Origin of the sequence: Allobosea sp. CCNWLY174 (assembly GCF_037120455.1) — a bacterium.
GTDB lineage: Bacteria > Pseudomonadota > Alphaproteobacteria > Rhizobiales > Beijerinckiaceae > Allobosea > Allobosea lupini.
On the sequence record NZ_JBBBBQ010000003.1, the window covers coordinates 264,819 to 281,989 of the forward strand.

The window sequence follows — 17,171 nt, forward strand, 5'->3', positions numbered from 1 at the left end:
GACGCGTCGTCGCGGGGAGGCGGGGCGTTCGACGTGAGGTGCAGGCCGGGCGATCAGGCCGGGACCTGCGGCGGGGCAGAATGAACGACATCACCACGGTTTCGGCGGGCGGCGCCGATACAGGCGCGACCGCGCTTGCGATGCTGGCGGGCGAGAAGCGGCCGGAGCTGCTGCGCGACGAGGTGCTCGCCGAGATCTTCGCGGCGAGCGTCTCCGCGCGCCCCGATCACCCGGCGCTGATCTGCGGCGAGCGGCGGCTGAGCTATGCCGAGGTTTGGGCGGAGGCGCAGAAGCAGGCACGCGGGCTCGCGCTGTCCGGCGTCGGGCCGGGCGACATGGTCGGCCTGTGGATGCCGCGCGGCATCGAGCTCCTTGTGGCGCAGATCGCGATCACGCTGTCGGGTGCCGCCTGGCTGCCCTTCGACGCCGAGGCGCCGGTCGAACGCATCGCGATCTGCCTCAACGATGCCAGCGCCAAGGGGCTGGTGACGCAGACCGACTGGAAGGCGCGTGCCGCTGCGACCGAACGCACCATCTGGTGTCCGCAGCAGCTCGCCGAGGCGAGCGACGGCAAGCCGATGCCGGCTCGTCCTGTCGGGCTGACGCCGGACCACCCGGCCTATCTGATCTACACCTCGGGCTCGACCGGCACGCCCAAGGCGATCGTCATCAGCCAGCGCAACATCTGCCATTTCCTGCGCTCCGGGAATGCGCTCTACGGGATGGGTCCGGAGGACATCGTCTTCCAGGGCGCCTCGGTCGCCTTCGACCTGTCGATGGAGGAGATCTGGACGCCCTATCTCGTCGGCGCGACCCTGTTCGTGGCGACGCCGCAGATGATGGGCGATGCCGAGAAGCTGCCCGCGATCCTGACCGATGCCGGCGTCACCGTGATCGACACGGTGCCGACCCTGCTCGGCATCCTGCCGGCCGACGTGCCCTCGCTGACATTGATCCTTCTAGGCGGTGAGGCGCTGCCGCCCTCGATCGTGCAGAAATGGTCGAAGCCCGGCCGGCGCATCTTCAACACCTACGGGCCGACGGAGGCGACGGTGGTCGCGACCGCCGCGCCGGTCGAGCCGGGCGAGACGGTCACCATCGGCCGGCCGATCCCGAACTACACCGCCTATATCGTCGACGACGAGATGAAGCTGACCGGCGTCGGCCAGCAGGGCGAACTGCTGATCGGTGGTCCCGGCGTCGCCAAGGGCTACCACTTGAGGCCGGAGCTGACGGCCGAGAAGTTCATCGCCAATCCGTTCGGCGGCAGCGGCGGCGACCCGGTGCTCTATCGCTCCGGCGATGCCGTCAGCCTCGACGAGAACGGTAACATCGTCTTCCACGGCCGGATCGACGACCAGGTCAAGATCCGCGGCTTCCGCGTCGAGCTCGGCGAGATCGAGACGGCCTTGTCCGACGAGGCCGGCATCAGCCAGGCCGCGGTGGTGCTGCGGACCGATGACGGCATCGAACGCCTCGTCGCCTTCCTGGTCGGCGAGCCAGGCGTGCAGATCGAGGGCAAGGTACTGCGGGCGTCGCTGCGCGAGAAGCTGCCGCCCTACATGATCCCGGCGCATTTCGAGCCGGTCGGCTCGCTGCCGCGCATGATCTCCGGCAAGGTCGACCGCAAGATGCTGAAAGCCGCGCCGCTAACGGCGCCGGCCGCCAGCGGCGAGCAGGAGCCGCCGCGCAACGAGACCGAAGCGGCCCTGCTCGACGCGGCCAAGCGCGTGCTCGGGGCGCAGGCACTGCCGCTGGAAGCCGACTTCTTCGTCGATCTCGGCGGGCATTCGCTGCTGGCGGCGCGCTTCATCTCGATCGTGCGCGAGACGCCGGCCTATGCCGGCATCACCCTGCAGGACGTCTATGGCGCGCGCACCTTGCGAGCGATGGCGGAGCTGCTCGATTCGCGCGGTATCCGGGCCGAAGAGGACCTCTCCTTCACGCCGCCGCCGCTGCGCCGCCGCTTTCTCTGCGGGCTGGCTCAGGCGATCGCGCTGCCGATCATCATCAGCCTGTCGACGGCGCAATGGCTCGGCATCTTCGTCAGCTATATGCTGCTTTCGGGCGAAGAATTGTCGGCGATGGCGCAGGTTTTTGCGCTGCTCGGCATCTATGTCGCGATCACGCTCGTCACCGGCTTCATCGCGATCGGCCTGAAATGGCTGGTGCTCGGCCGGACCAAGCCCGGCACCTATCCGCTCTGGGGCGTCTATTATTTCCGCTGGTGGTTCGCCTCGCGCGTCGCCGGGCTCGTGCACATCAAATGGCTGCAGGGCACGCCGGTGATGCGCTTCTACTGGCGCCTGCTCGGCGCCAAGGTCGGGCGCGACGTCATCATCTCCGATTACGAGGCCGGCGCGGTCGACCTGGTCACGCTCGGCGACGGCACGACGCTGGGATCGAAGACCACCTTCGCCAATGCCGAGGCTGTTGGCGCCGACTTCATCATCGGCCGCATCACCATCGGCAAGGACGTCTATGCCGGCTCCTCCGTGGTGTTCGGCCATGGCTGCACCGTCGGCGACCATGCCGAGATCGGCGATCTCACGGCGATCGCGCCGGGCGCCACCATCGGCACGGCCGAAATCTGGGACGGCTCGCCGGCGCGCAAGACCGGCATGGTCGATGTCGAGGCCCTGCCGCCGCAAGCAGAGGCCAGCGCCGGGCGCCGGGCGGCGATGACCCTGTTCTACATCGTCATGCTGATCGTGCTGCCGCCGATCAGCCTGTTGCCGATCTTCCCGGCCTTCTGGCTGTTCGACAGGATCGACAACTGGGTCGCGACCTGGTCAGACGTCAGCTATCTCTGGTATCTGCCGATCCTGACCTGGCCGACGGCGATCGGGCTCATCACCGTCACGGTCTTCCTGATCTGCGCGCTGCGCTGGGCGATCCTGCCGCGGGTCTCGTCGGGCACCTATTCGATCCACTCGGGCTTCTACGCCCGTAAATGGACGGTGGCGCTGGCGACCGAGGTGACCCTGGAGACGCTGTCCTCGCTGTTCGCGACGATCTATATGCGCTTCTGGTACCGGATGATGGGCGCGCGCATCGGCAACGGGGCCGAGATCTCGACCAATCTCTCCGGCCGCTACGACATCACCGGGATCGGCGCCGGCAACTTCATCGCCGACGAGGTGATCTTCGGTGACGAGGACATGCGGCGCGGCTATATGCGCCTTGACATGACCCGCACCGGCGAGCAGGTCTTCGTCGGCAACGATGCGGTGGTGCCGCCGGGTGCGGTGATCCCCGACAAGGTGCTGATCGGCATCAAGTCGAAGCCGCCGGCGAACGAGCTGATGAGCCCAGGCGACACCTGGTTCGGCTCGCCGCCGATCAGGCTACCGACGCGGCAGAAGGTCGATCTCGGTGCCGACTGGACCTACAAGCCCTCGACGGGCAAGAAGCTGGCGCGCGCTGTCTTCGAGGCACTGCACACCTCGTTCCCGGCGATGCTGTTCATCTCCTTCGGCACGCTCGCCGTCGATCTCGTGCTGCAGCAGAAGATCTTCGACCGCGACTGGGTCGGCCTCTTATTCGCCTTCATGGGCTGCGCGGTGCTGATCGCCGTCACCCAGGCGCTGATCTGCGCGCTGATGAAATGGCTGCTGATGGGCGTCTACAAGCCGGTGATGAAGCCGATGTGGTCGTTCTGGGCGATGCGCACCGAGGCGATCGCCGTGCTGTACTGGGGCCTGGGCGGCAAGGTGCTGTTCGACTATCTGCGCGGCACGCCGTTCCTGCCCTGGTTCCTGCGCCTGTTCGGCGCGCAGTATGGGCAGGGAGTCTGGCTGGATTCGACCGATATCACCGAGTTCGACTGCATCAAGGTCGGCGACTTCTGCACCGTCAACGCCCATTCGGCGCTGCAGACCCATCTCTACGAGGACCGGGTGATGAAGGTCGGCAAGGTCACCCTCGGCAAGGGCGTCTGCGTCGGCGCCGGCGCGACCGTGCTCTACGACACCCATGTCGGCGATTACGCCCAGATCGGCCTGCTCACCGTGATCATGAAGGGCGAGAACCTGCCGGCGAACACCCGCTGGGAAGGCGCGCCGGCGGTGCCGGCGGCGGGGCATTGACCCGCGGTGTTTGCCAGCCTTCCGCCATGGGACTAAGAGCCTGACGTAAAGCAGCGTCGGGCTCCCATGTCGCACAACACTTTCGGCCATCTCTTCCGCGTCACCACCTTCGGCGAGAGCCATGGTCCTGCGATCGGCTGTGTCGTCGACGGCTGCCCGCCGCTGATCCCGCTGAACGAGGCCGAGCTCCAGCGCGACCTCGACAAGCGCCGGCCCGGCCAGTCGCGCTACACCACGCAGCGCCAGGAGCCCGACCAGGTCCGCATCGTCTCCGGCGTCTTCGCGCGCGAGGCCGATGGCGAGCAGGTCACGACCGGGACCTCGATCGGGCTGCTGATCGACAATGTCGACCAGCGCTCGAAGGATTATTCCGAGATCAAGGACAAGTATCGGCCCGGCCATGCCGATTTCACCTACGACGTGAAATACGGCATCCGTGACTATCGCGGCGGTGGCCGCTCCTCGGCGCGCGAGACGGCGATGCGGGTCGCGGCCGGGGCGATCGCCCGCAAGGTCGTGCCGGGCATGGTGGTGCGCGGCGCCCTCGTCCAGATGGGACCGCACAAGATCGATCGCGGCAACTGGGACTGGGACGAGGTCGGCAACAACCCGTTCTTCTGCCCGGATGCGAAGGCGGCCGAGCGCTTCGCCGATTATCTCGACGGCATCCGCAAGAGCGGCTCCTCGATCGGGGCCGTGCTGGAGGTCGTCGCCGAGGGCGTGCCGGCGGGGCTGGGCGCGCCGATCTACGGCAAGCTCGACGCCGAGATCGCCGCGGCGCTGATGAGCATCAACGCGGTCAAGGGCGTCGAGATCGGCGACGGTTTCGCCGCAGCCGAGCTCTCCGGCGAAGAAAACGCCGACGAGATGCGCGCCGGCAATGACGGCAAGCCGCTGTTCCTGTCGAACCATGCCGGCGGTATCCTCGGCGGCATCTCGACCGGCCAGCCGATCGTGGCGCGCTTTGCGGTCAAGCCGACCTCGTCGATCCTCTCGACGCGCGCCACTGTGAACCGCACCGGCGGCGAGACCGAGATGTTCACCAAGGGCCGGCACGACCCCTGCGTCGGCATCCGCGCCGTGCCGGTCGGCGAGGCCATGGTCGCCTGCGTGCTCGCCGATCAGTTCTTACGCCACCGCGCCCAGGTCGGCGTGATCGAGCCGCGCTGGCCGTTCGAAAGCTGACCGATCAGCGCCGGGCGCTTGCGATCGTGGTGACGGCGAGCTCCGCGACGGCGTCGAGTTCGCCTGCAGCCGCGCCGTCATTGGCCTGGATCGAGAGCCCTTGCAGGATCGCTCCGAGATAACGGGCCAGCGCCGCGCAATCGGTCCCGTCCTTGAGCTGGTGCTCGGCGACGGCGCGCTCCAGCCGGGCCTGGAAGAGGGCGATGCTTGCGGCGCGGTAGCCCGCAACCTCCCTGGCGATATCGCCGTGCTCGCTGCCGCAGTTCACTAGCGCCGCTGACAGCATGCAGCCCCTCGGCTGCCCCTCGCTGCAGAACTGGCGCACGGATGCGGCGTAGAACTGCCTGAAGGCCTCGACGATATCCGGCTCGTCGAGCGCCGCACGCGCCGCCGAGCCGACCTCGCCGAGATACCAGCCGAGCGACTCGCGGAAGAGGTCTGCCTTCGATTTGAAGGCGGCATAGAGGCTCTGCGGCGTGATCCCCATCGCCTCGGTGAGATCGACGAGCGAAGCACCCTCATAGCCGAGTTTCCAGAAGGTCTCGCCGGCGGCGGCCAGCGCCTTCTCCCGATCGAAGGCGCGCGGCCGGCCGCGCGGCCGGCGATCCGTCTCATCCTTATTTATCACAGTGACCACTCTGGAATTCATTCTGGAAGCGCGATATCAGGAGCGATCGCTCCTTATATCGAAAGTCGATCGCCATGCGTAGCCTTCCCATTCTGCTGGTCGGACTCATGCTCTCGCTGCAAGCCATGGCGCAGCCGGCCCCCGATCCGGCGCTCTCGGCCCGAATCGAGCGCGTCGTCGCGCAGGCCATTGCGGAGAAGCGGCTCGTCGGGGCCGTCGTGCTCGTCTGTCGCGGCGGCAAGCTCATCCATCACCAGGCCGCCGGGTTCGCCGATCGCGAGGCGGGCCGGCCGATGCAGGAAGATGCGATCTTCCGCTTCGCCTCTGTGACGAAGCCGATCGTCTCTGCGGCAGCGATGAAGCTGGTGGAGGAGGGCAAGCTTCGCCTGGATGATCCGGTGACGCGCTTCCTGCCGGATTTCCGGCCTGCCCTCCCGGACCGGACGCAGCCGACGATCACGGTGCGCCAACTCCTGACCCACACATCGGGGTTGAGCTATCGCTTCTTCGAGCCGTCGGGCAGCGCCTATCACACGCTCAACGTGTCGGACGGAATGGACCAACCCGGGTTGAGCCTGAAGGAGAATCTGCGCCGCCTCGGCCAGGCGCCGCTCGGATTCGCTCCCGGGACGAAATGGAGTTATTCGCTGGGCATCGACGTGCTCGGCGGTGTGCTCGAAGCTGCCTCGGGCGAACCGCTGCCCGCGATCGTCCAGCGCTTGGTTACCGGCCCGCTCGGCATGAAGGACACCGGCTTTGCGGTGGCGGATTCGACGAGGCTCGCCGTGCCCTACGCCGACGGAAGGCCCGCCCCCGTGAAGATCACGGACGACATGGCGGTGCCTTTTGGGACGGGCAGTGTTCTCTTTACCCCGAGCCGCGTCCTCGATCCGGCCTCATTTCCCTCGGGCGGCGCCGGAATGGTCGGCACCGCCGGGGACCTGCTGCGGTTCCTGGAGGCGATCAGGACGGGCGGTGCGCCGATTTTGAAGCGCGAAACGGTGGCGGCGATGATGCAGGATCAGGTCGGAGTCCAGGCGGCGACGCAGGGGCCGGGCTGGGGCTTCGGCTATGGCTGGGCGGTACTCGACGACCCGAAGGCGGCCGCGACCCCGCAGGCCCGGGGCACGCTGCAATGGGGCGGCGCCTACGGCCACAGCTGGTTCGTCGATCCAACCAATGAGCTCATCGTGGTCGCGCTGACCAACACGGCCTTCGAGGGCATGGTGGGGCCGTTCGTGACGCAGTTGCGCGATGCCGTTTATGGCACGGCCAGATGACGCCAGATCGCGCTTTTCAGTAATACTGAAATAAGCCGATCCGATTCATTGAAATCGAAGGGTGGCAGTGCTAGCTATCATGCCATGAAGCTCGACGCCTGGCTCCAGCAAACCAAGACCGCCCGCAGCGCCTTTGCGCGGCAGGTCGGCCTGTCTCCGGCCAGCGTCACGGCGCTCTGCAACGATCCCACTTCCTGGATCTCGCGCGAGAGCGCCGAGCGTATCGCCGCCGCGACCGGAGGCGCCGTCACCCCCAACGACTTTCTGGGCCTGCAGAGCCCGCGCGAGGCTGCCATGACCGCAAGCAATGTCGCCGAGACCGTCGAAGCCTTCGCGCGCGGCGAGATCGTCATCGTCACCGATGACGACGATCGTGAGAACGAGGGCGATCTCATCGTCGCCGCCTCGCTCTGCACGCCGGAGAAGATGGCCTTCATCATCCGCAACACCTGCGGCATCGTCTGCGCGCCGCTGACGTCGGGCGAGGCGCGCCGCCTGCGGCTCGACCCGATGGTCTCCTCCAACGATGCCCCGCTCGGCACCGCCTTCACCATCACCGTCGACGTCAAGCATGGGTTGACCACCGGCATCTCGGCCGAGCAGCGCACTAATACGGTGCGCGCGCTCGCCAACGGCAATATGGGCGCCGCCGATTTCGTCCGGCCCGGCCATGTCTTCCCGCTGATCGCGAAAGACGGCGGCGTGCTGATGCGCTCGGGCCATACCGAAGCCGCCGTCGATCTCTGCAAGCTGGCCGATCTGCCGCCGGTCGGCGTGATCTGCGAACTCGCCAACGACGACGGCACGGTGATGAAGGGCGCGCAGATCACCGCCTTCGCCCAGAAGCACAATCTCAAGCAGATCACCGTCGCCGACCTGATCGCCTATCGCCAGGCGCGCGAGAAGCTGGTCGAGCGCGTGCATTCCTTCCCGGTCAAGACTGATTTCGGCGAGATGACCGGCCATGTCTATGTGACGCCTTTCGACGACACCCAGCATTTCGCCTTCGTGATGGGCAAGCTCGGCGACGGCGAGAAGGTGCCGGCCCGGCTGCACCGCGCCAATGTCGTTGCGGACGTGCTCGGCGGCGCGTCCTCGATCCAGTGCGTGCTGCGCCGCTTCCAGCAGGAGGGCAAGGGCGTGCTGGTCTATCTGCGCGACGGTTCGGCCGGCGTGCCGATCAAGAGTGTCGAGGGCGAGGACGGCTCGGACGCGCTGCGCTCGCAGCAATGGCGCGAGGTCGGTCTCGGCGCCCAGATCCTGCGCGATCTAGGCGTCGCCTCGATCGTCAACCTGGCGTCCTCGACCCGCGCCTTCGTCGGCCTCTCCGGCTTCGGCATCGAGATCGCCGAGACGGCGCCGCTGGAGTGAGCGGCGCCGGTTAGCCGCGCATCAGCGCCATGACATGGGCGGCGGTCGATTTCGACAGGCCTTCGAGGTCGTAGCCGCCCTCCAGGATCGAGACGAGCCGCCCGTCGGCATGACGGTCGGCGATCTCCATCAGCTTCTGCGTCGCCCAGGCGAAATCCGCTTCCTTCAGGTTGATGTTGGCGAGCGGGTCGCGCCAATGCGCGTCGAAGCCGGCCGAGATGATCACGAGGTCGGGCGCGAAGGCCGCGAGCCGCGGCAGGATCGCGCTCTCGAAGGCATCGCGGAAGACGTCCGTGCCGTCGCCGGCCCGAAGCGGGGCATTGACGATCGTGCCGTGCTCACCGCGCTCGGACGGCGCGCCGGTGCCGGGGTAGAGCGGCATCTCATGGGTCGAGGCGTAGAGCACGCTGGCATCGCCCCAGAAGATCTCCTGCGTGCCGTTGCCGTGATGGACGTCCCAGTCGACGATGGCGACCCGCTCGGCGCCATGGGCCCTCTGCGCATGGCGGGCGGCGATGGCGGCGTTGTTGAAGAAGCAGAAGCCCATCGCCTTGTCGCTCTCGGCATGATGGCCAGGCGGGCGCATCGCGCTGAAGGCGTTGGTCGCGCGTCGGCTCATGACCTCGTCGACGGCGTGGACGGCCGCCCCGACGCCGTGAAGCGCCGCAGCGAGTGTCCCCGGCGACATGATGGTGTCGGCGTCGACCTGGACCATGCCCTCCTGGGGCGCGGCTTCCACGATCGCCTGCGCATAGGCGGCGGGATGGCAGAGCGCGACCTGGGCGAGCGTGCCTTCCGGGGCCTCGACGCGCTGCAGGAGTGCGAATCGCTCATCCTCAAGGGCCTGCTGGACGGCGCGGATGCGGTCGGCGCGTTCGGGATGGCCCGGCGGCGTGACATGGCGGAGGCTGGAAGGATGGCTGATCAGCAGCGTCGGCACGCGCAAGTCTCCGATGGTCGCGAAGCTTTCCAAACGGGGTAGCCCGCAAGCGTGACCATATTGTCACTGCAATGCAGCAAGACGCCAGAGCAGGTGCCGAACTTCATTGCCTGTGAGTCATTTGCGCCGTAAGACCAGCCTGTGTTCGACCCGGGCCGTCTCTCGTCGGGTCACCGTTTTTTAACGATGCATTCATCATAACGAGCACCGTCTCGGTGCCGGCGGTGGACCCCATGAAGCAGACTCTCGTTACGGTGCTCGGCCTGTCGGTGCTTCTCGGAGCCTGCCAGTACAAGACGGTGCATGCACCGTCGCTGTCGGCGCGCGATGCCGAATACATGGCGCTCGTCCCGAATTTCGAGACGCAGATCACGCATCTGCCTTACGAGATCACCGACCCGACCGGCGAAGAGCCCGGCACGATCGTGGTCGATACCACCGAGAAGTTCCTCTACTTCGTCCTGCCGAACAAGAAGGCGATCCGCTACGGTGTCGCAACCGGCGACGAGGCCTTCGGCTGGACCGGCACGGCCGTGATGCAGCGCAAGGCCGAGTGGCCGCGCTGGACGCCGCCGGCCGAGATGATCGCGCGCTGGCCGCATCTGGCGCCGCGCGCCGGCGGCATGGAGGGCGGGCCGGACAATCCGCTCGGCGCCCGCGCGCTTTATCTCTACCAGAACGGCAAGGACACGCTCTACCGCATTCACGGCACCAATGAGCCGGAGACGATCGGTCGCTCGGCCTCGTCCGGCTGCATCCGGATGCGCAACATCGATGCGATCGACCTCTACAACCGCGCCGCTGTCGGCGGGAAGGTCATCGTTCGCTGACCCGGAGCGACGCTGCGGCGTCGCCCATCATCCCAATTCGATCAGCACGATCTCCGGCGGCGCGCCCAGCCGGATCGGCAGCTTGCTGGTGCCGAGCCCGGCCGAGACCACGAGGTCGCGGCCATTCTCCCGGACATGGCCGTAGGCATAGCGGTTGCCGTAGCGCGAGGGCACGATCGGCGACCAGCCGAACAGCCTGACCTGGCCACCGTGGGTATGGCCCGAAAGGGTCAGCGCGACGCGAGAGGGCACCCTGGCGAAGATGTCGGGCTCATGCGCCATCAGGATCACAGGCGCGTCGTCGCGGATCATGGCGAGCGTGGCCGGCAGGTCGTCGAGGCCGTAGGGCAGCCCGCGCGGACGACGGCGCAGGACGAAGGCCTCCTGGTCGCCGAGCCCGGCGATCCAGAGCGGTCCGGCGCCAGTTTGGAGCCTGACCGCCCGGTTCTCCAGGACGGGAATGCCCACCGCTTCGAGCGCGACCGTGGACTGGGTTGGTCCGCGGAGCTCCTTCTGAGCGCGCTCGTCCTGCCACCAGTCGTGATTGCCGAGCACGGCGAAACAGCCGGCAGGCGCTTCCAGGCGGGCGAGCTCGGCTGCCCATTCAGCCGGTGCGGGGTCGCTCGGCTTGCGGGTTCGGCTGGCGACGAAATCACCGACCAGCAAGGTCAGGTCCGGCTTCAGCGCATTGGTCTGCTCGACGATCTGGCGAACGCGCGCGACCGGCATATGCGGGCCGCCGACATGCAGGTCCGTGATCACGGCGAGCCGCAGCCGGCGCCCTTCGGGCCAGCGGGCGGGCTTCAGCCGGTAGCGGGTCACGCCCTGATGCGCGGGTTCCCAGGCATAGGCGTAACCGCCCAGGCCGAAGCTGGACAGAAAAAGACCGGCGAGAGTCTGAAGAACTCTGCGCCGGTCAAGCATTTGGGGTCTCAGTCGGAGGTCGTCGTATCAATCTTCGAAACCGTTGCGCAGGAGCGCCGGAACGTCCCTGTGCTGCGAGGTCAACGCGGCCGGGGTCCAGCGGGTTCCCGCGAGAATGGCGGGAATCGCGATCGGACGAAAGCGCGATGCATAGGCCTCACGCGCGCTGGCGTCATGAAAGCTGGCGGAGCGGTGCGCGGGGTGGCGCGGCTTATGCGTAGACATGATCCTCGGTTTCCGGTTGTGGCGCCGACGGTTCCTGGCCGTCAGCACCGCAAATGTCGCTGCCGATCGGGTCGGGCCGGCGGCGGCATTTTGAAATTGTCGTGACATTTTTCGTGTCACACCGAGGCTTTGGTCAGCTTTGGCACAGTTTCGCGGGGCGGCAGGCAAAATTCACTGCCAGCCGCCGTTTCACGTCATGGTCGGGCTTGTCCCGACCATCCACGTCTTCCTTCACCAGATGCGGTGTTCAAGACGTGGATGCTCGCCACAAGGGCGAGCATGACGTCGTGGTTCCAGAGTGCGCCTTCAGCCCGCGATCAGGCCTTCGGCCTTGACCCAGTCGAGCGTCTTGGCGAGCGCCCGCTCGTAACGGTCGAACAATTCGTCGATCTCGGCTTCGCTGATCACCAGCGGCGGACAGAAGGCGACGCGGTCGCCGCCCAGAGCGCGCAGGATCAGGCCTTCCTCCTGGGCAAAGCTGGTCGACTTCAGGGCGACGCCCTTCTTGGCCTCGAACTGTGCCTTGCTCGCCTTGTCCTTGACGAACTCGATGCCGCCGATCAGGCCGACGCCGCGGGCTTCGCCGATCAGCGGATGCTCGGCGAGCTTGGTCAGGCGCTGCAGGAATTTCGGCGCGACCTTGCGGACGTGATCGATGATCTTGTCGCGCTTGTAGATCTCCAGCGTCTTGACCGCGACCGCGCAGCCGACCGGATGGCCGGCATAGGTGTTGCCATGGCCGAAGGTGCCGATCTTCTTGCTCTGGTCGACGAGCACCTCATAGACCGGCTCGTTGATCAGCACGGCGCTGAGCGGGAAATAGGCCGAGGTCAGGGCCTTGGCGCAGGAAAGCGTGTCGGCCTTCATCTTGTAGGTGGTCGTGCCGAACATCTCGCCGGTGCGGCCGAAGCCGGTGATGACCTCGTCGGCGATGAACAGGATGTCGTATTTGGCGAGGACGGCGTTGATGGCCTCGAAATAGCCCTCGGGCGGGGTGACCGCGCCGCCGGCGCCCATCACCGGCTCGGCGATGAAGGCTGCGACCGTGTCCGGCCCCTCGCGCTGGATCATCTCGTCGAGCTCGGCGGCGAGCCGCGCCGAGAAGTCGAGCTCGCTCTCGCCCGGCTGTGCAAAGCGATAATGGTGCGGGGACGAGGTGTGCAGAATGCCAGGCAACGGCAGATCGAAATCGGTGTGGTTGGCCGGCAGGCCGGTCAGCGAAGCCGAAGCGACGGTGACGCCGTGATAGCCCTTTAGACGCGAGATGATCTTCTTCTTCTTGGGCCGGCCGAGCGCATTGTTCATGTACCAGACCAGCTTGACCTGGGTGTCGTTCGCGTCCGAGCCGGAGGCGCCGTAGAACACCTTGGAGATCGGGACCGGGGCGATCTCCTTCAGCTTCTCGGCCAGCTCGATCGCCGGGTCGTGGCTGCGGCCGGAGAAGAGATGGGTGAAGGGCAGCTTCTTCAGCTGCTCATAGGCGGTCTCCGCCAGCTCCTGGTTGGAATAGCCGAGCGAGGTGCACCAGAGCCCGGCCATGCCCTCGATATAGTCCTTGCCGGTGGTGTCGTAGACGAAGACCCCCTTGCCGCGCTCCAGCACCAGCGGGCCGACCTCGCGATGGGTGGCGAGGTTGGTGTAGGGGTGGACGAGCGTCTCGATGTCGCGGACGGCGAGGTTGGTCAGCATTCCCGGCTCCCGATGTTTATGCGTGATTTATGCGAGCATAGACCGCGGCCAGCGCAAGCGCTGAGCGATTTTCCTGCAGATCGGAGCAGAGTCTGGCGCGGGGCGGGGCCGGCGCGTCGGATTCTTGAGGCAGCTTCCAATCTGCAGCCCTCATCCTGAGGAGCGATCGCAGATCGCGTCTCGAAGGATGCTCCAGATGGTTCAGGAGCCCCTTGGAGCATCCTTCGAGACGCAGCCTGAAGGCTGCTCCTCAGGATGAGGGCTGAGAGGCGGGTATTGCGGCTGGAATCATTCCAAACCGGCTTGCCAGCCGCCGCGACGATGCGCATGGTTCTGCGCGCTTTCGAGAGAGCCCGATGATCGATCCCGCCCGTATGGTGAACCAGCCGGCGCCCGGCCGCGACTGCGGCACGTGCACATTGTGCTGCAAGGTCTATGATGTGCCGGCGGTCGAGAGCGTCGCCGGCAGCTGGTGCAGGCATTGCCTGCCCGGCCGGGGCTGCGGCATCCATGCGACGCGGCCGGATCATTGCCGGGCCTTCTTCTGCCTCTGGATGACGCAGAACTTCCTCGGGCCGGAATGGAAGCCCGACAAAGCCCGCTTCGTGCTGACCATGGACCCGGCGACCAACTGGCTCTTCGTCCAGCTCGACCCCGGCGCGCCGCGGGCCTGGCGCAAGGAGCCCTATCTGACCCAGCTGCGCCGCTGGGCCGCCGCCGGCAACCGCCCGGTGATCGTCTTCCTGAACAAGTCGGCGACCGCCGTCATGCCGACGCATGACGTGCCGCTCGGTATACTCGCTGCAGACGAGCGGCTGGTCCTGCGCGAGGAGCTCGCAGGCGGACGGCCGCGTGTGACCGTCGCGAAGGTCAAGGCCGCGGCGTGAGCGTGCCGGAACGGCCGATGCTGCATCACCTGTCATTCGGCGTGGCCGATATCGCGCGGGCCGCGGCCTTCTACGATGCCGTGCTCGCGCCGCTGGGTTACGTCCGGGTCTGGAGCGACCTTCGACCCGGCGAGGCCAATCAGGCGGTCGGCTACGGTGTTGCGGGCGGCGGTGACGGCCTGGCGCTGAAGCACCGCCCGGCTGGGCAGCGGCCGCCGGGACCGGGGTTCCACGTCGCCTTCGCGGCTCCCAGCCGGGAAGCGGTCGATGCTTTCCATCTGACAGCTCTCCAGCATGGCGGGCGCGACAATGGCGGGCCGGGCCTGCGCGCCCATTACGGCCCGCACTACTATGCGGCCTTCGTCACCGATCCCGATGGCCACAATATCGAAGCCGTGTTCAACACCGCCGTCTAATCGGAATTGGAGACTCGATTGAGCAAGCGGGCGCGGGACTATGGCCTGATCTGCGGCTCGCTGCCGCCGGGCCCGTTCAATGCGATCACCGATGTCGCCGGCGTTGCCGTCGGTCATCGCACGATCCGCGAAGGCGATATCCGCACCGGCTTCACTGCGGTGCTGCCGCATGGCGGCGACCTCTTCCGCGAGAAGGTGAGGGCCGGGGTCGATGTCATCAACGGATTCGGCAAGAGCGCCGGGCTGATGCAGCTCGCCGAACTCGGCCAGATCGAGACGCCGCTGCTGCTCGGCAACACCTTTGCGGTCGCGGCGGGGATCGAGGCGCTGGTCGGGCGGGCGCTCGCGACCAATCCCGAGATCGGCCGCAGCACCGGTACGGTCAATTCGCTCGTGCTCGAATGCAATGACGGCTTCCTCTCTGACATCCGCGCTCGCCGCCTGACGGTTGCCGATGCGGATGCCGCGCTCGATGCGGCCAAAAGCGGACCGGTCGAGGAGGGCGCGGTCGGCGCCGGCGCCGGCATGAGCGCCTTCGGCTTCAAGGGCGGGATCGGCACGGCCTCGCGATTGGTCCAGCTCGATGGCCGCAGCTTCACGGTCGGCGTGCTGGTGCAGGCGAATTTCGGGAATGCCGGCGACCTTGTCCTGCCGGATGGCCGCCGGCCGGTGCCGCCCGAGCAAGGCACCCAGCCGCCGGAGCGCGGTTCGGTGATCATCATCCTGGCGACCGACCTGCCATTGGAAAGCCGGCAGCTCAGCCGCATCGCCCGGCGCTGCGGCGCGGGCCTGGCGCGGCTCGGCGCCTTCTGGGGCAATGGCAGCGGCGACATCGCCATCGCCTTCTCGACCGCGGGCCGGATCGCGCATTTCGAGGAGGCCGATCTCGTCCCGCTCACCGCCCTCAACGAGAACCGGATCGACCTGGCCTTCCGCGCCGCGGCCGAGGCGACGCAGGAGGCGGTGCTGAACGCAATGCTGGCGGCACCGGAGACGGTCGGCCGCGACGGCAACCGCCGGCCGTCGCTGGCGGATTGTCTGTAGGCTCAGGCCGCAGCGACAGGCGGCACGCGATAGCCGCCGCCCAGCCTCTCCAGCATCGCCCCGACCGCGATCGCCGTCCGGTCCTCGCCGAAGGGTGCGATGATCTGCACGCCGGTCGGCAGACCGGCCTGCGAGAACCCGACCGGCGCGCTCAGCGACGGCAGGTCGGAGCCGGTGGCGAGGCTCGCCCAGCACAGGAAGTCGAGATAGGGCCGCTCTACGCCGTCGATGTCGAGCCGGCGGGCGTGGAAATCGGGCAGATGGTCGTGCTTTTGGCTTGCGACCGGGGCGGGCGGGCAGAGCAGCACGTCCCAGTTCTGGAAAAAGCGGGCCCATTGCCGCTTCAAGGCGAGGCGGCGCTGGTGGAGCTGCTGGTAGAGGCCGGGCGTCATTCTCGCGCCGCGCGCCTGCAGCGCCTGATGCGAGAGGTCGCCCGGCGCGAACTTCGCGGCCTGCGCCTGGATGCGGGCGCGCACCTTCGGCGGCAGGCCATAGGCGACGACAGCGTGATTCAGCAGCGCATAGACCTCATAGGCCTCGCTGAAGCGAAAGCCGGGGCGGGCGGCCTCGTCGACGATGGCGCCGGCCTCAGTGAGGCGTCGTCCGGCTTCGCGCACAGTGTCCGTGACCTCCTTCGTGACCGGCGCGAACGGCTCCTGCGCCCAGACCGCGACGCTCAGGCCCTTCGCCTCGGTCCTGCGCGGGGCTGGCAGGGGCGCTCCCGCTACATTCGGGTCGCGCGGGCCGGTCAGCACCGGCAGGATCAGGTCGAGGTCTTCGGTGGCGCGGGCGATCGGACCGGCGACGACGAGGTCGGCATTGCGCAAGGTGCGCCGCTCCGGCGGCGGCGGGATCAGGCCCCAGGTCGAGACCAGACCCCAGCTGGTCTTGAGGCCGAAGACGCCGCAGGCCTGCGCCGGCCAGCGGATCGAGGAGCCGAGATCGGAGCCGAGCTCGAAGGCGCTCATGCCCGTGGCGACCGCGACCGCTGCCCCGCCCGAAGAGCCGCCGGGCGAATACTCGGGATTCCACGGGTTGTTGGCGATTCCATGGGCCGGGTTGTAGCTCTGGAAGTCGCCGGAGAAGACCGGAACAAGCGTCTTGCCGAGGATCACCGCGCCGGCGGCGCGCAGGCGGGCGACGGCTGCGGCGTCCTCCACCGGGACGCGTTCCTTGTACGCGGGCAGGCCGCCGGAGGAGGGCAGGCCGGCGACGTCGAAGGCGTCCTTGATCGTGATCGGCAGGCCTTCGAGCGGGCGGGCTTGCCCAGTGGCGATGCGCCGATCCGACTCAGCTGCCATCGCCCGCGCGGCGTCGCGATCCTGCGCGACGATGGCATTGAGCGTGGGGTTCAGCGCGTCGATGCGGGCGAAGGTCGCCTCGAGCAGCTCCGTCGCGGTGAAGCGTCTGGCGAGGAGCTCGGCGCGCAGGCTCGTGGCGGAGGCGGTGAGATCGATCGAAGCCATCGGGAGGTCCGGCGGGTAGGGAGTTCGAGTCGTAGCCTAAGGTCGCTGATGGGGACAATGAAACGCGGGATCCCCTCTCCCGGATGGGAGAGGGGTAGGGGTGAGGGCCCGCCGCTGATCACTCAAACGCAACGGCACCGTGGCGCCTTCTGCGGATAGGGCAGGCCCTCATCCCTGCCCTTCTCCCACACGGGAGAA

The 17,171-nt window shown here is 67.6% G+C and carries 13 protein-coding genes; 8 read left to right on the forward strand and 5 right to left on the reverse strand.

The window, feature by feature from the left end; genetic code table 11:
* Nucleotides 1-80: 80 nt before the first annotated feature.
* On the forward strand, nt 81-4,088 hold the full coding sequence (locus V7S63_RS12255) for a Pls/PosA family non-ribosomal peptide synthetase (RefSeq protein WP_336530414.1): 4,008 nt from the start codon (nt 81-83) through the stop codon (nt 4,086-4,088).
* 66 nt (nt 4,089-4,154) lie between these two features.
* Nucleotides 4,155-5,273 carry a chorismate synthase gene (aroC, locus tag V7S63_RS12260; RefSeq protein ID WP_336530415.1) on the forward strand — a complete coding sequence of 373 codons (1,119 nt, stop codon included), beginning with the start codon at nt 4,155-4,157 and terminating at the stop codon, nt 5,271-5,273.
* A gap of 4 nt (nt 5,274-5,277) precedes the next feature.
* On the opposite strand, the gene V7S63_RS12265 is transcribed toward aroC, so the two are convergent.
* The gene (locus V7S63_RS12265) at nt 5,278-5,901 is read right to left on the reverse strand and encodes a TetR/AcrR family transcriptional regulator (RefSeq protein ID WP_336530416.1); all 624 of its coding nucleotides are present in this window, start codon (nt 5,899-5,901) and stop codon (nt 5,278-5,280) included.
* Between the two features lie 107 nt (nt 5,902-6,008).
* Here V7S63_RS12265 and V7S63_RS12270 point away from each other — a divergent pair, with 107 nt between their 5' ends.
* A complete protein-coding gene (locus V7S63_RS12270) occupies nt 6,009-7,181 on the forward strand; it encodes a serine hydrolase domain-containing protein (protein WP_336530417.1) in 1,173 nt (390 codons plus the stop codon).
* A gap of 84 nt (nt 7,182-7,265) precedes the next feature.
* Entirely contained in the window at nt 7,266-8,552 is a 1,287-nt protein-coding gene (ribB, locus tag V7S63_RS12275) for a 3,4-dihydroxy-2-butanone-4-phosphate synthase (protein WP_336530418.1), read from the forward strand.
* Between the two features lie 10 nt (nt 8,553-8,562).
* On the opposite strand, the gene V7S63_RS12280 is transcribed toward ribB, so the two are convergent.
* A complete protein-coding gene (locus V7S63_RS12280) occupies nt 8,563-9,498 on the reverse strand; it encodes a histone deacetylase family protein (protein ID WP_442896466.1) in 936 nt (311 codons plus the stop codon).
* 227 nt (nt 9,499-9,725) lie between these two features.
* On the opposite strand from V7S63_RS12280, the gene V7S63_RS12285 reads away from it, so the two are divergent.
* Entirely contained in the window at nt 9,726-10,322 is a 597-nt protein-coding gene (locus V7S63_RS12285; protein WP_100961839.1) for a L,D-transpeptidase, read from the forward strand.
* 27 nt (nt 10,323-10,349) lie between these two features.
* Here V7S63_RS12285 and V7S63_RS12290 read toward each other — a convergent pair whose 3' ends face one another.
* A complete protein-coding gene (locus V7S63_RS12290) occupies nt 10,350-11,246 on the reverse strand; it encodes a metallophosphoesterase (protein ID WP_336530420.1) in 897 nt (298 codons plus the stop codon).
* A 531-nt stretch (nt 11,247-11,777) separates the two neighbouring features.
* Entirely contained in the window at nt 11,778-13,160 is a 1,383-nt protein-coding gene (locus tag V7S63_RS12295; RefSeq protein ID WP_336530421.1) for an aminotransferase, read from the reverse strand.
* Nucleotides 13,161-13,516: 356 nt separating this feature from the next.
* On the opposite strand from V7S63_RS12295, the gene V7S63_RS12300 reads away from it, so the two are divergent.
* The 3 genes from V7S63_RS12300 to V7S63_RS12310 are packed head-to-tail and all read left to right on the forward strand — an operon-like array spanning nt 13,517 to nt 15,507.
* The gene (locus V7S63_RS12300) at nt 13,517-14,047 is read left to right on the forward strand and encodes a hypothetical protein (protein ID WP_336530422.1); all 531 of its coding nucleotides are present in this window, start codon (nt 13,517-13,519) and stop codon (nt 14,045-14,047) included.
* A 17-nt stretch (nt 14,048-14,064) separates the two neighbouring features.
* Nucleotides 14,065-14,463: a VOC family protein gene (locus tag V7S63_RS12305; RefSeq protein WP_336530423.1), complete on the forward strand. Its 399-nt coding sequence runs from the start codon at nt 14,065-14,067 to the stop codon at nt 14,461-14,463.
* Between the two features lie 18 nt (nt 14,464-14,481).
* On the forward strand, nt 14,482-15,507 hold the full coding sequence (locus tag V7S63_RS12310; RefSeq protein WP_336530424.1) for a DmpA family aminopeptidase: 1,026 nt from the start codon (nt 14,482-14,484) through the stop codon (nt 15,505-15,507).
* 2 nt (nt 15,508-15,509) lie between these two features.
* On the opposite strand, the gene V7S63_RS12315 is transcribed toward V7S63_RS12310, so the two are convergent.
* The gene (locus tag V7S63_RS12315) at nt 15,510-16,973 is read right to left on the reverse strand and encodes an amidase family protein (RefSeq protein WP_336530425.1); all 1,464 of its coding nucleotides are present in this window, start codon (nt 16,971-16,973) and stop codon (nt 15,510-15,512) included.
* Between the last annotated feature and the right edge of the window lie 198 nt (nt 16,974-17,171).

What these genes read in the sequence shown, in the direction of transcription:
- V7S63_RS12300 (WP_336530422.1), top strand. Translation starts at nt 13,517, where the DNA reads ATGATCGATCCCGCCCGTATGGTGAACCAGCCGGCGCCCGGCCGCGAC.
- V7S63_RS12290 (WP_336530420.1), bottom strand. Translation starts at nt 11,246, where the DNA reads ATGCTTGACCGGCGCAGAGTTCTTCAGACTCTCGCCGGTCTTTTTCTG.
- V7S63_RS12255 (WP_336530414.1), top strand. Translation starts at nt 81, where the DNA reads ATGAACGACATCACCACGGTTTCGGCGGGCGGCGCCGATACAGGCGCG.
- V7S63_RS12285 (WP_100961839.1), top strand. Translation starts at nt 9,726, where the DNA reads ATGAAGCAGACTCTCGTTACGGTGCTCGGCCTGTCGGTGCTTCTCGGA.
- V7S63_RS12305 (WP_336530423.1), top strand. Translation starts at nt 14,065, where the DNA reads ATGCTGCATCACCTGTCATTCGGCGTGGCCGATATCGCGCGGGCCGCG.
- ribB (WP_336530418.1), top strand. Translation starts at nt 7,266, where the DNA reads ATGAAGCTCGACGCCTGGCTCCAGCAAACCAAGACCGCCCGCAGCGCC.
- V7S63_RS12270 (WP_336530417.1), top strand. Translation starts at nt 6,009, where the DNA reads ATGCTCTCGCTGCAAGCCATGGCGCAGCCGGCCCCCGATCCGGCGCTC.
- aroC (WP_336530415.1), top strand. Translation starts at nt 4,155, where the DNA reads ATGTCGCACAACACTTTCGGCCATCTCTTCCGCGTCACCACCTTCGGC.
- V7S63_RS12315 (WP_336530425.1), bottom strand. Translation starts at nt 16,973, where the DNA reads ATGGCTTCGATCGATCTCACCGCCTCCGCCACGAGCCTGCGCGCCGAG.
- V7S63_RS12295 (WP_336530421.1), bottom strand. Translation starts at nt 13,160, where the DNA reads ATGCTGACCAACCTCGCCGTCCGCGACATCGAGACGCTCGTCCACCCC.